Raw genomic sequence first — 15,653 nt, 5'->3', positions numbered from 1 at the left:
TTTCACGCTTATTGATTATGATTGACGTATCGTTTTTAAAATCCAGTTTCATGGAAAGCATTCAATGACTCAAACTACCATTCTTTTATTATGCGGCGGCGGTTCCTCGGAACACGAAGTCTCACTAGTTTCTGCCGATTTTATCCAACAACAACTTGAACTGACTAATGGCTTTGAGGTTGTGCGTGTTGAGATGAAAAAGGATGGTTGGTATACCCAGCATGGCGAACTGGCTTATTTGGATACAAACAGTGGCAGTCTGAACTTCGCCGAGACGTCATTACACATCGATTTTGTTGTGCCTTGTATTCATGGTTTCCCTGGTGAGACGGGCGATATTCAATCGATGCTCGAGTTAGCTGGGATTCCTTACCTAGGCTGCAGAGCCGAAGCCAGCACCAATAGCTTCAATAAAATTACGTCCAAACTTTGGTACGATGCGATTGGTATCCCGAATACGCCTTATCTATTTTTGTCACAAAATAGTCAGAACGCATTTGAGCGCAGCCGCGATGCGTTGAACGAGTGGGGCGCGCTATTTGTGAAGGCTGCTTGTCAGGGATCTTCGGTTGGGTGCTATAAAGTGACGAGTGAGCAACAATTGAAAGACGCCATAGACAGTGCGTTTGGTTTCTCTGAGCAAGTGTTGGTTGAAAAAGCGTTAAAACCACGTGAACTCGAAGTGGCCGCATATGAGATGAATGGCGAATTGTTTGTCACCAAGCCTGGAGAGGTCAAGGCACCAGCTGATGCGTTTTACACTTATGAAGAAAAATACAGTGCAGACAGCCACTCAACAACGGATATTGAAGCTCAAAACCTCACCGAGCAACAGGTCGAATTGATCCGCCATTATAGCCAACGCGTTTTTGAGCAGATGAAGCTTCGTCATTTATCACGTATCGATTTCTTTATGACCGAGAAGGGTGAAATTTACCTGAATGAAGTCAATACGTTTCCTGGAATGACGCCCATTTCGATGTTCCCTAAAATGCTTGAAAACAATGGTCATAAGTTTAAAGACTTCCTTGCAGAGTGCGTTACGTCGTCACTTTAACCGAGTGGTTTAAAACGTTTAAAGACCATTTTCTCGAGTTCTGCTTTGCCAATATTACCGAGGTATTGGTTTGGCATCGCAGGGCTTAGCCATCGTCCATAATGTTGAATGTCTCTAAGCGTCATTCCTTGCTTTGCTAAATCCTTTACTTTACCAACTCTTGACGATTGACCGGAAAACCCGACTTTTAATCCCAGCAAATCACTTGCATAGCGTTGAATGCGATAAATCGATGAATCGTCGAGCGGGACTGAGTTAATATTGCCATGACGATCAATAGCTGAAAATAAGGGAAGATTGTTTTCTATGGAAGGTAATAAACTCAGCCACTGTCTGAGTGAACGCTGAGCTTGTTCACTCAAGTCATAACGCTGAGCGCCGACATACACAGCCAGCTGTTTATTGCCGTTATCGGAGATAATGTCGTTGACCGTCAGCGATTTTAATTCTGAACGTTTCAGAGCACACTCAAACATTATGTAATAGACCGCTAGGTTGCGTCGCTCAATCGGGTGCGTCGAGTCCATTAGCTTAGCGCTAAGCTTTTCAAGGTGCTGCTTTTCGAATGGCACGGTATCTTTGGTATCATTTTTCTTTTCAACTTTAAAAAAGTTCATAGTATGAATAACTTGAGGATTGGCAGTGGGGTCCTTTAACGATAAAATACGGTGAATTAGTCCTATTGTGACATTGTAACGCCTAATGGTGGCAAATTTACGGCGAGCCGCTTCATGTTCGATAAATAGCCGAACAGCAGTAACGGAAGCGGGAAGAGAAGACACGTGTTTTTGTGTGCAAAACTCAATGAACAAGTTCCAATCTTTAACCATCGCCAGAAGCGAATTTTTCGAATATTGACCATCGGTAAGTTCATCAAGAATATCGATTGTGGCCTGTTTTCTAAGTTGTTTGATAAATGTCGCGATGGTCTTTTCATCGCTGATTTGTAAGATTTTTTTTCGCATGGCACTGTAATCGCTTTTCACAATTGCTCAGATAAACTTGATAACACATAATATCGAATTATTATTAAAATTAACCTTTGATTTAATTGATTATTACTATGCCTGTTGCAACATACCGAGGTTTTACCCTCTCTACAGCCGGATCATCCACTGATGTATGGCAAGTTAAAATCAAGAAACATAAGCTTTCTGGTAGCATGGCTGCGGTTAAAAAAAGTATTGATTGGTTTTGTGACACCGCCAGTATTATCGACCCCAAAGAGTTCAGCTCTTTGGAAGCTAAGCGTCAAGAGCCTTCTCAGCCTGCTCAAGAAAATTTCCACGGTCATGTTTTAAAAAATGACACGGGAGATCCAAAAGCTTGGTACTGTTTTTTTAACGGTCGATTGCTTAAAGGTAACAAAATCGCAATTCAAAAACACATAGAACAGCAGTTACTTGCTCAGCAGGCTGCTGCGAAACAAATGAAGAAGTAGTACGGTTATGGCATTAGTTTACTCTACCGAAACTGGGCGCATTAAGCCCGAAGAAGAGAAGGTCGAACGTCCGAAAGGCGATGGTATCGTTAGAATACAACGTCAGACAAAAGGCAGAAAAGGCAAAGGTGTTTCCATCGTTACTGGTTTGGATATGGATGATGCACCACTAAAATTACTTGCAGCGGAGCTTAAAAAGGTATGCGGCTGTGGTGGTGCTGTGAAAGAAGGCACTATCGAAATTCAAGGCGATGCCAGAGATAAGATTAAAACGCATTTAGAAAAGAAAGGGTTTACGGTTAAATTAGCAGGTGGCTAATTCTGTCTAAACTCACCTCATCCTGAGCAGCGCGGTTATCTGATACCGCGTTGCTCATGTTCTTCTCGTTCTTGTATTCTCCCCATCTATCACATGTCTGATTGTGGCACTGAATTCCAAACTGTTAGGAATATTGGTCACTTTATTCTTGATATCAAAAGTTTCATAGTAACTGTAAAGCTTTACACGACAATTGGTTAGCCAAAGAGTACCGTTATTATGTCTTCTCTATTTTCTCCTATTCAATTAGGCCATCTGCAACTTAATAATCGCGTCGCCATGGCGCCAATGACTCGCGCTAGGATCCAAAACGCGCAAGACGCTGCCGATGAAAACACTGCAATCTATTATCAACAGCGAGCTTCAGCCGGACTTCTGACCACTGAGGGGTCGCCAATATCTCGTCAGGGGCAGGGGTTCTTGTATATTCCGGGGATATATAACCGCCAACACGTGCACGGATGGCAACAAACCACAAAAGCCGTGCATGAAAAAGGAGGAAAAATTTTTATCCAACTTTGGCATGTTGGTCGAATGTCGCACACCAGTTTGCAACCCGAGGGGCAATCTCCCGTAAGTAGTGTTGATACTCAAGCAAATGGTACTTGTTTTGCGTTCGATGAGAATGGTGAAGCAGGGCGTGTTGCGGTGTCTAGTGCGAGAGGACTGACGGTAGCCGAAATTAAAGATGTCATTGCGGATTATGTGAAAGCGGCGAAGTATGCGATAGATGCAGGGTTTGATGGCGTCGAGATTCATGCCGCTAACGGCTATCTGATAGAACAGTTTATCAACGCAGGTATTAACACTCGTTCGGACTCGTATGGCGCTCAGACGATAGATAACCGATTAAGGTTCGCACTTGAAGTCACCGATGCTGTATGTAATGCAATTGGAAGCGACCGTACCGGTATTCGAATTTCGCCTTTTGGCCGTTTTAGTGATATGCCTGCTTTCGATGATGAAGAGCTTACATGGACGACTTTAGGGCAAGAGTTAGCAACACGAAACCTCGCTTATGTCCACCTTAATAACCAAGATGTTCCAGACGGCTCAACCACGTTACCAGATGGGTTTGTAGAAAAGTTCCGCGCTGCCTACAAGGGCGTGCTAATGATTGCGGGAGGTTTTGATAAGTCGTCTGCTGAACGGTATCTGTCTACTGGAATGGTTGACATGGTGGCCTTCGGACGTCCGTACATTGGTAATCCAGATTTAGTTGAACGTATGGCCAACGGTTGGCCTTTAAATGAATCGATCAGAGAGTTTTTCTACGGTGGTGATAATCGTGGATACATCGACTATCCATACTATCAACAAAAATGAACCAACTATTTTAGTTATATAGAGGTATCTATGAATCGAGTTGTGATTGTTACTGGAGGAACGCGGGGAATCGGTTTGGAAACGGCGAAAACGTTTCTCAATAACGGCGATAAAGTGGTTGTTGCCAGCATTGATTCTCCCCAAGTGATCGAACAGGCGATGAGCGAGTTAAAAGCAATCGGAGACGTGATATTTACGGAGTGTAATATTGCTGATCCTGCTCAGTGTGAATATGCGGTAGAGCAAGCTGTTGAACAGTATGGACAGCTGGATGTTGTGGCCAATGTCGCTGGTGTGGTCGGTAAGCGTGAAGAACTGATTGAAGCCGACCTCGATGATATATTTAACACCATAAACATCAACCTGATGGGCACCATAAATTTGGGTAAGTTTGCAGGTAAAGCGATGGTCGAGAAAAAATCAGGGGTGATTATTAATGTCGGCTCAATTTGTGGCACGATAGCAAATACTGAAAATATGGGCTATCACGCCAGCAAAGGTGGAGTGAAAATGGTGACTCAAGCGTTAGCACGTGAATTATCTCCCCATGGAATTAGAGTGTTATCTGTCGCGCCTGGCTGGGTGAACACCGACATGATCGACGCGCCCATTGCTGAAATTGGCGGAAAACTACACATGAAAGGCCGAATTATTGAACCAACGGAAATTGCCAACGCGATTTACTTAATGTCGCTGCCGGAAGCCAGTGCGATTAACGGAACGACGGTAATGGTTGACGATGGTTATTCCGCGTTCAAAGGTGTGGATGGTTACCAAGCTTAATTTGCTCATTATATTTTGTGACTGAGTTAAAGCCGATTTGCTTATAATAAGCCTATAGAGATACGACACCTAATAATCAGGATGAGATTCGAAGATTAACACACTGGTTATTAGGTATTTTATGGTAAATAGTTATGTTTAACGCACATACCATTTACCAATTTCCAGACATTAACCAACAAGAGGGAACAAAGCATGGTGATAAAGCGGCTTATTAGGCTTTTATTTAACATAATACATATAATGCGTACTGTGAGAGTGATTCAACATGGGTGGCAAATGCCACTGTTAAGCCTACATAAGCTGCTGATATTCTTGATAATCCTAGCCGTTCAAACTTTTTTGTAATGTTCTTCCATGCTTCTTGGGCTTCGAAACTTTTTGCTTTATCAGCGGCTAAGAACACCAATGCCGTTTCTGTATCTTCGCCAACTTCCTTAGCGAGAAAAAGTGCTTCTGATTCAGTGAGATATCTGCGCCCGTTTCTTATGTCGGATAGCTTTTGTGTGCTTACACCTAAATCATGAGCAATTTGCTTGTCTTGTATATAGCTTTTTTGCTCTTTATAGGCGTCAAGTAGCTTGTTTATATACATTTTTGGGCATCCCTATACCTTTACTTATGAGTGAATTCTAGCGCATTACAACGCTAATTAGCGTATTTACACAACGCAAAACTGCGTATTTAATTACGCATATTCGCGTATTTGACCGCTCGACTCTCGACCTTGACTCGATTGTTGGGTGGTCATCTCCATAACGTCAAGGGCTTAGAATGAACCATTTATACACGCCACAAGTTGAACCTGTGCGCCATTACTCGGAGCCGCTAACTCCAGTTGCGCACAAACGCTATGTGTCTAAATCGGCGTTCCCAACCAAAGCCCGCCTTTCTCAATTCGCTCAATATATGGAAGATTTCCGTTTACCTGAGCGCTACCAACTTTCCAAACTCAATACGCTGACGTCTTGGAAAGACGATGTTTACCGTGCCTGCTTCCGTCACCGTGATTTTTCACGCCACATGACGCGCTCGTTCCTCGATGTCTGCGATAAACGCAATTACTCTGAGGCGCTTCTCATGGTGCAAGCGGCGAACGACCGCTTGTTATCGTCCGGTCATAGCGCCGCTATGTCAGACGATGAGATTGTGCAATTTGCGGCGGCGAAGGCACGTCAATTTAAAATTGAGATATCCAAACTTACCACAGAACAGGAACAATTTTATAAAGCCTGTGAATGTTTGGATTCCATCGGTTTAGAGTTCTCCGAGCAAACCATTAAGCAAAAGGCTTGGGCTGGTGAGCTTTTTTCTTTGGTCAATCGCGTCTGTGATGAAATCTACCTACGCCGCCAACTGCGCCGTAAATACGCTTATGAGGTTGAACAGGTTGCGCGAGATTTAGCTCTGGTTCAACGGCACAAACAGGTTTACTGTTCTGATTTCTCGGTAATGCGTCAAAGCGAACGTGCGACAGCTAATCGCTCGGCGCTGGAAAATACCGTTGCGTTTGATGCGTCTGACCTAGACAACTGGTTCACCATTGCTGAACTTTCTGATAAGTCGATTTCTAACCCTGAACTTCGCCGCGGTGAAATGTTCGTTCGTCTGCGCGGCTTTGAGGAAATCGCTCAAGAAAATGGTCACGCAGCGGTGTTTCTTACCTCCACATGCCCTAGCCGTTTTCATCCAATTTCAAACGGTCGCGTGAATTCAAAATGGGTTCAAGCGGGTCGTCCCGATGCGCGTCAAGGTCATGCGCATTTGATTGGCGTTTGGCAAGCGCTTGGCAAGTTTATGGCTAACCAAAAAATCAAAGTCTATGGGTTGCGCATTGTCGAGCCACATCAGGACGGTACGCCGCACCATCATTACTTGTTATTCATGTCGAATGAACATCGTGACATCGTCACCAATGAATTCCACCGTTTAGCTCTGCAAGATTCCCCAAACGAAAAAGGCGCAGCGAAATACCGCTTTAAGGCTGAGCATATTGATTTTTCTAAAGGAAGCGCGGTTGGCTATGTCGCCAAGTACCTTAGCAAAAACATTGACGGTCAACACATCGATTCAGACAAAGGTTCGTCTTTAAGCGGTATCGAGGCGGCTGAACGTGTTGTGTGTTGGTCTCGCGTCAATCAGATTCGCCAATTTCAATTCATTGGTGGCCCGTCTGTCACTGTATGGCGTGAAATGCGCCGACTAAGAGAAGAATTTGAAAAGGAAGATGCCGTGTTATCTGACCTCAACGAAACCGAGCATTTTTTGCTTGAGAAAATTCGCCGCTCTGCGGATGTCGGCGACTGGAAAGATTTTTGCGCGGCTATGGGCGGTGTGTTTGTAAAACGCAAAGACCAACCCGTTCGCGTTCAGTACAACGCACCGGACACCATTCAGAAATTGATGGAATCGGGCGAATTCTCTCCTACCCGTTTTGGCGATACGGCTCAAGGTCGCGTCTCTGGTCTTATGTTCCGTCAAATCTTTCTTTTTACTCGTTTCCGCAACTGGCAAACCGAGAACAAAGAGAAATTCTTAGCCGCTCAGAAACGCATTATGACAGGCGTCGTTGATTACTTTGACGCACTGGAAGCGGAAAAAGAGTACGAGCGTATGTGTGAGCAACGTTATGAAGAATATGAGGCGCAAGCCGCGTATTACGAGGAGCTTGAGGCACTTATTCTTTTAGGCGATATCGAAGGCTTGTGTTCGGTGGGCGCAGCCCCGCCGGACACAAGGCATTGATTCGCCCTTGGACTTGTGTCAATAACTCCCCGTTTTAAATTTTCACGTCAAGAAAGGAAAACACAAAATGAAAACTGAAGGTCTTATCCTCGATGTCTCTGACATCATTCAAGAAACTAAAGCCGTACGTGGTACCGGTGAATCTCAGCTAGTCGGTAAAGTTAAACTTATTACCACTAATCCCACTGAAACCATTGAGGTCAAAATCAATGCTGACCTTTGGAATGGCGGTAAAGCCGGTGAAATTCTCAAGCAATGCGTTGGAAATCGAATGTTCTTCGATGTCGAATACCGCAAGTTTAGTTTTGGTAATGAAGAGGGAAAACACGTTTCAATGGACGGTTTCCATCTGTTCGCTTTGCCACAACCAAACCAAAAGTAAATCACTATGACCGACACTCAATTTACAGAACTTATGGCGCGTCTAGATAATCTCCAACTCATGGTTTTTATCGGGATTCTCTTCATCTTGATTGGTGTCGGTTGGTTCGTTGGAGGTCAAAGATAAATGTTGAGTATCGAGTTTATGGTCGGCGCATTCGCGGCAGCATTTATCCTTGGCTTCACTATTGGAAAGCAAATATTGATTTTCAAGCGTGCTGTCGAGATTTCAACATCTGGTTAATACATAGGAGAAATAACCATGAAAGTTAAAATTTTGTCACTTAAAAATGTCGTTGGTGCTTCACTAGTTGCTGTTGCTTCATCTTCTCATGCTGAGTTACCTGTTGATGCTCAAGCGGCTGTCGATAGTGTTAGCGGTATGGGTACTGATTTTGTTTCCGCTGCATGGGGTATCGCTGTCGTTGTTGTTGCTGGATTTGCGGGAATCAAGCTATTCAAAAAAGCAATCAACAAAGCTACCTAATCACTGCTCTGCTCTCTTTGTGTCGGATGGTCAAGGCATCCGATGTTTTATACCTCTTACTCACATAGGGGTTAATACATGCCTCTCTTTTTACTTTTGCTTCTTTCTTTGTTTTCCTTTCAGTCGCAGGCTGAGGATTATCTCTATATTACAGAACATCATAATTCGTATAAGGCAACCGTTCCTGAGTGCCCGATAAAAATAGGTGCAACGTATACCTTATCAGGTATTCAATCTTGCGTTATTGGTAAAAGGTTCTGGCGTGGTAGCTCTGGCGCTTATGCTACTAGCGTTTACCTTAGTTCTGGTAGAGTTACTGTGACTAATGGCGGGTCTTTGATTGGTTATTTAGGAATTTATTCTCTTGCTTCTGGTTGTCCCGTTGGTACTTTTGAAAATACCTCAACGGGTGAATGTATCGAGCCTGATGAGGAGTGCACTCAAGATGAATACTTTGACGAATTAACGTGGTCGTGTCAGCCAACGCCCTATTGTGAGCGTGATTCTTATTTAGAAGATTATGCCCTTTCTCGCGCTCAATGCTCGGAGACTGGCGGCGTCTTTGAGTCCTCCTGTAGTAACTTTCTCGAATCGTATGAGTTCAAATGTGTCGATGGCTCTAAGTGTGTATTTGGTGCGGAAAATTGGCCGTCATGCTTAGGTGATATTGACCCCACTGCGCCAATTGATGAACCGCCAAGCGGCTTTGATGGTGGCACAGGAAATACAGCAAACCCAAATGACCCTTGGGAAAAAGACGAACCCGATACGGTGACCCCAACCGAAACCACGGATACTGCCGTGCTCGATGCAATTCAAAATATGAACCGTGACCAAAACCAAGCCCTTGGGAAAATTAGCTCGGACATGAATCAAGGCTTTGCTGATACCAACACGGCGCTTAATCAGCTTAATTCGACTAGCAATGCGATTGGTCAATCCATCATTGACCAAATGAACCAAGATTATGAACTTGCTAAGGCTAACCGTGACGCACAAAACGCCACAACGGGCGCGGTGTTAAATGCTGGTTCAAACATTGTCGATGCTATCGGCACTAATGGTGCACTGGTCGCTAATGCAGTTGGTAACAATGGCGATAAACTTGATGCAATCAATGGCAATTTAGGAGAAATAAAGGATCTCTTATCTCAAGGTGATGAATTATGTGAGCCTACCGCAAGCAACAATTATTGTGAAAATCCCCATGGATTAGACCTCTCAACGTCCAGCACTATTTTTAGTGAGATGGTTGGCGTAGTCAGTGCTGAATACCAAGAGCAAGAAAGAAACCTTATTGCCTCAACTGAAGCTCAAATGAATAACGCTGTTAGTTCTGCTGCGAGAGAAAATGTTGAGGGGTCATTGTCCATTTTGACGGGGGCACTGCCACAGCCTGGTCAATGTACCGCACTTGAATTTTCACTACCTTTCGACAAACGAGCTGTTATTACTTGCGAGTTTTCAAACAATACGAAATCCATTCTTTCGGCTGTTTTTTATATGTTCACCATCTATCAGTTAATCAACATTCTGTTTGCAACGGTCACGCCTGTTGCTGGCACCGTTCCTTACATGAGACGCTAAGGGGGTTACATGGGCGCGTTTTTACTTCCGATATTAAGTACGGTTAGCGGTGCACTGCGCATTCCAGCTATTGCAATGTTTTTGGGGAATCTTGCTGCGCAGGTATTAGGCTGGTTTGTCCAGCGTATGAGCCGCCGCTTAGCGGTTAACCTTACCATTCTAACAATGGTCGCTGGTTTGACAGTGACTACCTCTGCTGCCCTTTATGGGATAGTGAATGGCTTGTCTTTTGTGATTCCAAGCTATTTGTCAGAGGGTATTTCTTTATTTGTTCCCGATAATGCAATTCCGTGTGTTGCCGCTATTGGCTCTGCTCGTATCATCCGCTGGGTGTGGGAATGGCAGTTCTTTACCATTATGAAGGTATCCAGCTAATGGCTGTTTATTTCGTTACTGGCAAATTAGGCGCAGGTAAATCTCTTACTTCTGTCGGGCGCATCCGTGAAGCGTTTGAGCGCGGTGTGCCTGTTGCCACTAACCTAAACATTAATCTGGCGCAGATGTTAGGACGCAACAAAAAAAATACCCGTTTATATCGCGTTCCTGATAAGCCAACTTTAGCTGATTTAAATGCTCTCGGGCGTGGTAACAAATCCTATGATGAATCCAAAAATGGTCTTTTGGTACTTGATGAATGTGGTACTTGGTTTAACTCTCGTACTTGGAACGATAAATCACGGCAAGACGTTATTAATTGGTTTCTTCATGCTCGTAAACTGGGCTGGGATATTATTTTCATTGTTCAAGATATATCAATCGTTGATAAACAAGCGCGGTTAGCACTCGGCGAACATCTTGTTATCTGTCGCCGCCTTGACCGTATGAAAATACCTTTTCTCTCGTCCATCGTCAGTATCGTCACGCTTGGTCAACTGCGGTTGCCTCTCCCCAAACTGCATGTTGGCATTGTGAAATATGGTGATAATGCTAATTCACTCACTGTTGATAAGTGGATACTTTTTGGCACTGACCTCTATGCCACTTATGACACTAAACAGGCGTTCTCCGATAACTACCCACACACTACGTATTCCGTTTTACCGCCTTGGTACACACACGGGCGTTACACTGTCCCTTACACACTGAGAAACATTATGCGAATTACAAAAATCTATGCCCGCAAGTGGTCTAGGCTCACTGCGTTTTCGGTGGGTGCGTTGATCTCGTTTGGCGTTGGCTATCTCACGATACCTCACCTTGTTGATGAATCGGACGTTCAGCAAGTCGAAACTATCGAACCGCAATCTTTTGATTTTTCAGGATATCGAATAGCTAGTTATATGAAAGCGCCTAATCAAGCTGTTTATTTCGAACTCGACAAAGCAGGAAAACGAGTTACAAGCATCGAATTATCATCAATGGGCTATTCGTTTGAAACCTCTTCAAAATGCTTAATTACATTCCGTCAAGGTGACAAAAATGAAACTGTTAACTGTTAGTCTCTCGCTGCTTTTGTTGCTGTCGCCTGTCTCTCATGCTCAGGATGCTGGCACGTTTGAAACCTCCAATACGCCTATCAGTGAATTTGTGGCTTGGGCGGCGCGTGAAATGAATCAACCGATTGTACTTGGTCGCGGCGTATCTGGGACGGTGAGCTTTACGGCTCCAAACCTACAGCCTGACGAATACCTCTCGTTTTTTAACTCTGTTCTTTATGCTCACGGTTACGGCGTCAAGTATCACGATGGTTTGTATACGGTTGTTCCAATGGATGAATCCATCCAAGAAATTGAACCGTCAAGCGTCAAGCTCTACCACTTGAAAAACGTGCGTAATTCAAAGGTCGCTGAGTTAATCGGCTCCACCTTGAAAGCGACTCGAACAACCATTGTGAACAATAATGCAATCGACAATTACACGGTTGAAATTCTCCCCACAACTAACGGTTTGATTGTCACCGGCACCAATGACCAAATCACCAAAATTGACGCGCTTATTTCCGGTATCGACACACCACAACGGCAAGTGTTTATTGAGGCAATCATTACGGAAACATCAATTGATGATTCGCAGGAAATCGGCGTCAATCTCCAAGCGGCACTTGATAAGGCTGGCTTTGTTACCAACACATCATTGATTGACGTATTAACCGATAATGCAGTTGTTTTTGATGGGGGTGATTTTAGTGCCTTGGTCAAAGCAGTTGAAGCCAGTGAAAATACCGATTTACTCTCTCGTCCTAATCTGTTGGTTATGGATAGGGAACGGGGGTACATCACTGTGGGTCAAAACGTACCGTTCTTAATTTCCACTGAGACAACGGACGGTGGTAAAACAGTCCAGCGCATAGAACGCCAAGATGTGGGCGTGTCTCTCGATGTGACACCACATATTGTTGATGATCATATTGTGCTTTCCATTAGCCAAGAATCTCAAGCGGTCACCAATTCCTCAATCGCTGCGGATATCATCACCAATAAGCGGTCATTGCAAACTGTTGTCAAAGTCAGCGACAAGCAAACCATTATGTTGGGCGGTCTGATATCAAAGGATGAACGTAGGCGCGAATCTGGGGTGCCTGTGCTTAAAGATATTCCTTTCATTGGGGCTTTGTTTCGCTCTGAGCGTAGCGAAGTGATTAAGAAAGAATTACGAATCGTCATTAAGACAACAATTCTATAGCCCTTTAAGGGCTATTTCTTTAATGGGCGCAGCCCATACAAGGGCACTCGCCTCACTCAAGGGATTGTCTTTTCTAAATGCCCGAAAACCTGCGTAGCAGACCCCTCACGAAAACCCCCTCCTTTACTGCTAAGATAAGCCTCGCAGAGCCTTACAGCGTCAGTGGCGCGTTAACCTACTGGAACATGATTAAGTAACAATATGGGAGTGTTGCGAGTGTCGAGCAATACGATGGGATTAGTGCGCAGCACCACCCCGTATAGTAATACGGGGTGAAAGTCTTACCCCGTTTTTATATTACTTATCGCCCTAGCGAGCTTAACCAAGTGCGTAGAAGTTTTGACCTCTAGCTCGGACTGAATTTCTAGCAACCCTGCTCCGATTAAAATTTGTTGTGGGCTTAATAATTGTCCATTGGGTAGTCTTAGCATATTGTTTTGCATGCTAAACCCTTCCCATTCCTTTGAGTGACTAATTTCTAAACCTTTGTGCATTCTCATCAGTCGTTTGCACTCTTTGGGGATAGGTTTGCCTTTATCCCACCGCTTGACCTCCATCACACTTTTAAAACAAAGTTTTGCAGTTTCCTCACGTGATAAATTGCATATGAACTCACGAAAAACATAATTTTTCGTCATTTCGTAATACTTCGTCATTTAAACCCTCAAAACGAGGGTATTTTACGGATTTTATGAAATTAGTATCATTTAACAAAACGTAGCATAATGCGTATTTAAGGTGTTTTTGATAAATGTCTATAACGACTTTGTGCTCATCGACATTATTCTGTTTGTGTTAGCGCTTTTTAAATATCGATGTCTTTTAACCATGAGCAGCTTGATAAACGGTAGTTTAACTTAAGAGTTCATCGTAAAGCGATATCATTCGATACAAATAATCCGTTTCCTCTGGCAACTCCATTCATTGCACTTGAACTCAAAACTAACGCAACTGTGCGTTGCATTAATGCTTCGACATTTCGCCAGTCGACCCAATCGTCTACTTGAGCGACTGTAACTGCCATGCATTTAGATTTGGCGCAAACCAGTCATATCATCGAAAGCGTGGATTCGACCTACATTCTAACAGTGACACTGTCACTAGAATGAATTACTAATCACTTTTCAAGTTTCTTACAAAATAATTCATATGAGATTAATGTGCCGATTGGTGAGTTCTGTATAAAAAGAATAATATTCTGCGTCTTACAGATTGCAATACCACCACCATACAAACTGTAATTTTATTACAGTTTGTACATTGTCTATAAGCTCAAATATTACCCTTTAGCACAAAACTCCAAGCCAATTGTTTGATTTTAAATGAATATTTTAACAATCATAGTGCTCTGTGTGTATTTTATGCGTGTTTATTTTTAGGTTTGTAAAGTTAGTATATTATATTGTTCATCAGAGCTTATAGTTATAGTGCATTATAGGTTATAAAAAAGGCCCATGTTAATTCATGGACCTTTTCTTATCTCACTATTGCTCGTTTTGAGCTCGTTCTCTTATTCGTTCAGCGACAACTTTTATCGCTTGGGCCGTACTCATGCCTTCAGCCATGAGCTTTTGGATTTCTTCTACAGCCTCTTGTTGCTCTTGGTGAGAAAGAGTCGGTAAATCATCAAACATAGTCACCTCTTTATTTTCAATCGGCGACTATATTATGAATCGTTAATAGCTCGCAAGGAAATTTATGTACCCGCCCATCGCATCGGCGCTTGTATAACTTGCTCCGACATCTAATTGCATCAAACCAAGTAAATTTAATCCTATACCTGCGGTGAGCGTATCTTCACTGTCACTGTAAGCCAGGTTTCGATTCCAACCAGCTCGAAGCTTTAATTGACGGAGCAAATCTAATTCACCCCCTACCCTTAGCATCTGTTGGTTATCGTTAAAGTTCGTAAAACGATCTTCTTCTCGTAAATCATAGTCTACGCTCAAAGTGAAGTAATCTGCGACAATGCCAGCACCCAACGTGAATTGTGGTCGCATTTTGTAAGCGTAAGAGAGGTCTAAACTACGTGATTGGCTGTTATCTAAGCTTGAAGTGAGTGTCTCGGTAACACGCTTCGTTTCTATATCGCGAGAAAATAGGTTTTTGCCGGAAACCCCGACGCGAAATGGACCATAAAACCAGATCATACCGGCGTCCATGTTAAACATCGTTTCGCCTTTTTGATTTTCGCCAAGGTCGGAAATATCGTAGTTATTGAGGTTTGCCGAATAAACAAAGGTGTATATACGTTGAAGCTTAGGTGCGATGCCCAAAGCCATGTGTTGGCCTAAAAACGTTTGGTATTTGGCTAGTGATATCCCTGCTTCTGTCACACCGAGCGAAACTGCATTCACCGCGCTTAATTCAGCATTTACCGCAGTATCAACTTGCGCGTTACCGGTATTTGCTCCGTCATAAACGTCCGCTTGCACAACCGATTGGGCATAGGCTTTACCAAATATATTCATAGAAACAAATTGGTTTGGTATCGCGAAGGATACAACACCGCCAAAATCCAAGCCAATGGTATCACCATTGATATCATCAAGGTGCTGCTGTAATTGGCCAACGTTACTGTAATTGCCATCAGATGCTTCAGAAATCAAATCGGAGATGGCGTCGATGCCGTCAACCATCTGATCCTCATCGTTATAACGGACACCAATACTTGGCAATATCATGCCCACGTCGTCATTACGTCGATAAATGGCGGTTAAAGCGGGATTATAAAACGGTGCGGTAAGAAAACTGCCGGAAACAACACCAACACCACCCATCGCATCGCCTCGAGCTTCGATTGAATAATTGGTTGCGTAGACACTAGAACTCGCAAGTGCGAGTGCAAAAGTAAGATGTTTTAATTTTAGTTGGCTCATGTCGCTATAGTTCTGTTAATTATCTC

The 15,653-nt window shown here is 43.6% G+C and carries 17 protein-coding genes; 12 read left to right on the top strand and 5 right to left on the bottom strand.

Annotated elements, in window-relative coordinates; genetic code table 11:
• Positions 1–64: 64 nt before the first annotated feature.
• A complete protein-coding gene (locus ACFFUV_RS17855) occupies positions 65–1,057 on the top strand; it encodes a D-alanine--D-alanine ligase (protein WP_390195366.1) in 993 nt (330 codons plus the stop codon).
• Here ACFFUV_RS17855 and ACFFUV_RS17850 read toward each other — a convergent pair.
• The gene (locus ACFFUV_RS17850) at positions 1,054–2,022 is read right to left on the bottom strand and encodes a tyrosine-type recombinase/integrase (protein ID WP_390195364.1); all 969 of its coding nucleotides are present in this window, start codon (positions 2,020–2,022) and stop codon (positions 1,054–1,056) included. The two genes, ACFFUV_RS17855 and ACFFUV_RS17850, sit on opposite strands and share 4 nt — an antisense overlap.
• A 98-nt stretch (positions 2,023–2,120) precedes the next feature.
• On the opposite strand from ACFFUV_RS17850, the gene ACFFUV_RS17845 reads away from it, so the two are divergent.
• From ACFFUV_RS17845 to ACFFUV_RS17830, 4 genes are all read left to right on the top strand, one after another.
• Positions 2,121–2,498, top strand: a complete 378-nt coding sequence (locus tag ACFFUV_RS17845; protein ID WP_390195548.1) for a DUF3319 domain-containing protein — start codon at positions 2,121–2,123, stop codon at positions 2,496–2,498.
• Positions 2,499–2,505: 7 nt separating this feature from the next.
• The gene (gene yciH, locus ACFFUV_RS17840) at positions 2,506–2,817 is read left to right on the top strand and encodes a stress response translation initiation inhibitor YciH (RefSeq protein WP_390195362.1); all 312 of its coding nucleotides are present in this window, start codon (positions 2,506–2,508) and stop codon (positions 2,815–2,817) included.
• A gap of 219 nt (positions 2,818–3,036) precedes the next feature.
• Positions 3,037–4,143 carry an alkene reductase gene (locus ACFFUV_RS17835; protein WP_390195360.1) on the top strand — a complete coding sequence of 369 codons (1,107 nt, stop codon included), beginning with the start codon at positions 3,037–3,039 and terminating at the stop codon, positions 4,141–4,143.
• 30 nt (positions 4,144–4,173) lie between these two features.
• Complete coding sequence (locus ACFFUV_RS17830; protein ID WP_390195357.1) at positions 4,174–4,926, top strand: SDR family NAD(P)-dependent oxidoreductase; 753 nt, start codon at positions 4,174–4,176, stop codon at positions 4,924–4,926.
• 226 nt (positions 4,927–5,152) lie between these two features.
• Here ACFFUV_RS17830 and ACFFUV_RS17825 read toward each other — a convergent pair whose 3' ends face one another.
• On the bottom strand, positions 5,153–5,521 hold the full coding sequence (locus ACFFUV_RS17825) for a DUF3693 domain-containing protein (RefSeq protein ID WP_390195355.1): 369 nt from the start codon (positions 5,519–5,521) through the stop codon (positions 5,153–5,155).
• Positions 5,522–5,700: 179 nt separating this feature from the next.
• Here ACFFUV_RS17825 and ACFFUV_RS17820 point away from each other — a divergent pair, with 179 nt between their 5' ends.
• The 7 genes from ACFFUV_RS17820 (at position 5,701) to ACFFUV_RS17790 (ending at position 12,748) form a co-directional block, all read left to right on the top strand.
• Complete coding sequence (locus ACFFUV_RS17820) at positions 5,701–7,671, top strand: replication endonuclease (RefSeq protein ID WP_390195352.1); 1,971 nt, start codon at positions 5,701–5,703, stop codon at positions 7,669–7,671.
• A gap of 67 nt (positions 7,672–7,738) precedes the next feature.
• Positions 7,739–8,053, top strand: coding sequence for a chemotaxis protein (locus ACFFUV_RS17815; RefSeq protein ID WP_390195350.1), 315 nt, complete (start codon positions 7,739–7,741; stop codon positions 8,051–8,053).
• Between the two features lie 261 nt (positions 8,054–8,314).
• Entirely contained in the window at positions 8,315–8,539 is a 225-nt protein-coding gene (locus tag ACFFUV_RS17810; RefSeq protein ID WP_390195348.1) for a major coat protein, read from the top strand.
• Positions 8,540–8,617: 78 nt separating this feature from the next.
• Positions 8,618–10,126 (top strand): hypothetical protein, encoded by a 1,509-nt coding sequence (locus tag ACFFUV_RS17805; RefSeq protein ID WP_390195346.1) that lies wholly within the window; start codon positions 8,618–8,620, stop codon positions 10,124–10,126.
• Positions 10,127–10,135: 9 nt separating this feature from the next.
• On the top strand, positions 10,136–10,501 hold the full coding sequence (locus ACFFUV_RS17800) for a DUF5455 family protein (RefSeq protein WP_390195344.1): 366 nt from the start codon (positions 10,136–10,138) through the stop codon (positions 10,499–10,501).
• Positions 10,465–11,565: a zonular occludens toxin domain-containing protein gene (locus ACFFUV_RS17795; protein WP_390195342.1), complete on the top strand. Its 1,101-nt coding sequence runs from the start codon at positions 10,465–10,467 to the stop codon at positions 11,563–11,565. Before ACFFUV_RS17800 ends, ACFFUV_RS17795 begins: the two co-directional genes overlap by 37 nt.
• Entirely contained in the window at positions 11,546–12,748 is a 1,203-nt protein-coding gene (locus tag ACFFUV_RS17790; RefSeq protein ID WP_390195340.1) for a secretin GspD/PilQ domain-containing protein, read from the top strand. The genes ACFFUV_RS17795 and ACFFUV_RS17790 overlap by 20 nt, the downstream gene beginning before the upstream one ends.
• A gap of 281 nt (positions 12,749–13,029) precedes the next feature.
• Here the strand turns inward: ACFFUV_RS17790 and ACFFUV_RS17785 are convergent, their stop codons facing one another.
• The 3 genes from ACFFUV_RS17785 to ACFFUV_RS17775 form a co-directional block, all read right to left on the bottom strand.
• Complete coding sequence (locus tag ACFFUV_RS17785) at positions 13,030–13,386, bottom strand: regulator (RefSeq protein WP_390195338.1); 357 nt, start codon at positions 13,384–13,386, stop codon at positions 13,030–13,032.
• Between the two features lie 846 nt (positions 13,387–14,232).
• Positions 14,233–14,382 carry a YoaH family protein gene (locus ACFFUV_RS17780; RefSeq protein ID WP_390195336.1) on the bottom strand — a complete coding sequence of 50 codons (150 nt, stop codon included), beginning with the start codon at positions 14,380–14,382 and terminating at the stop codon, positions 14,233–14,235.
• 42 nt (positions 14,383–14,424) lie between these two features.
• On the bottom strand, positions 14,425–15,627 hold the full coding sequence (locus tag ACFFUV_RS17775) for a conjugal transfer protein TraF (RefSeq protein WP_390195334.1): 1,203 nt from the start codon (positions 15,625–15,627) through the stop codon (positions 14,425–14,427).
• Positions 15,628–15,653: the final 26 nt, after the last annotated feature.

This window comes from Vibrio olivae (assembly GCF_042428525.1).
GTDB classification, from domain to species: domain Bacteria; phylum Pseudomonadota; class Gammaproteobacteria; order Enterobacterales; family Vibrionaceae; genus Vibrio; species Vibrio olivae.
The sequence above is the reverse complement of the archived record's forward strand: the minus strand, read 5'-3'. Positions and strand labels throughout refer to the sequence as shown.

Excerpts from the sequence above, each read along its gene's own strand:
- ACFFUV_RS17855 (WP_390195366.1), top strand. The coding sequence starts at position 65 with ATGACTCAAACTACCATTCTTTTATTATGCGGCGGCGGTTCCTCGGAA.
- ACFFUV_RS17850 (WP_390195364.1), bottom strand. The coding sequence starts at position 2,022 with ATGCGAAAAAAAATCTTACAAATCAGCGATGAAAAGACCATCGCGACA.
- ACFFUV_RS17845 (WP_390195548.1), top strand. The coding sequence starts at position 2,121 with ATGCCTGTTGCAACATACCGAGGTTTTACCCTCTCTACAGCCGGATCA.
- yciH (WP_390195362.1), top strand. The coding sequence starts at position 2,506 with ATGGCATTAGTTTACTCTACCGAAACTGGGCGCATTAAGCCCGAAGAA.
- ACFFUV_RS17835 (WP_390195360.1), top strand. The coding sequence starts at position 3,037 with ATGTCTTCTCTATTTTCTCCTATTCAATTAGGCCATCTGCAACTTAAT.
- ACFFUV_RS17830 (WP_390195357.1), top strand. The coding sequence starts at position 4,174 with ATGAATCGAGTTGTGATTGTTACTGGAGGAACGCGGGGAATCGGTTTG.
- ACFFUV_RS17825 (WP_390195355.1), bottom strand. The coding sequence starts at position 5,521 with ATGTATATAAACAAGCTACTTGACGCCTATAAAGAGCAAAAAAGCTAT.
- ACFFUV_RS17820 (WP_390195352.1), top strand. The coding sequence starts at position 5,701 with ATGAACCATTTATACACGCCACAAGTTGAACCTGTGCGCCATTACTCG.
- ACFFUV_RS17815 (WP_390195350.1), top strand. The coding sequence starts at position 7,739 with ATGAAAACTGAAGGTCTTATCCTCGATGTCTCTGACATCATTCAAGAA.
- ACFFUV_RS17810 (WP_390195348.1), top strand. The coding sequence starts at position 8,315 with ATGAAAGTTAAAATTTTGTCACTTAAAAATGTCGTTGGTGCTTCACTA.
- ACFFUV_RS17805 (WP_390195346.1), top strand. The coding sequence starts at position 8,618 with ATGCCTCTCTTTTTACTTTTGCTTCTTTCTTTGTTTTCCTTTCAGTCG.
- ACFFUV_RS17800 (WP_390195344.1), top strand. The coding sequence starts at position 10,136 with ATGGGCGCGTTTTTACTTCCGATATTAAGTACGGTTAGCGGTGCACTG.
- ACFFUV_RS17795 (WP_390195342.1), top strand. The coding sequence starts at position 10,465 with ATGGCAGTTCTTTACCATTATGAAGGTATCCAGCTAATGGCTGTTTAT.
- ACFFUV_RS17790 (WP_390195340.1), top strand. The coding sequence starts at position 11,546 with ATGAAACTGTTAACTGTTAGTCTCTCGCTGCTTTTGTTGCTGTCGCCT.
- ACFFUV_RS17785 (WP_390195338.1), bottom strand. The coding sequence starts at position 13,386 with ATGACGAAAAATTATGTTTTTCGTGAGTTCATATGCAATTTATCACGT.
- ACFFUV_RS17780 (WP_390195336.1), bottom strand. The coding sequence starts at position 14,382 with ATGTTTGATGATTTACCGACTCTTTCTCACCAAGAGCAACAAGAGGCT.
- ACFFUV_RS17775 (WP_390195334.1), bottom strand. The coding sequence starts at position 15,627 with ATGAGCCAACTAAAATTAAAACATCTTACTTTTGCACTCGCACTTGCG.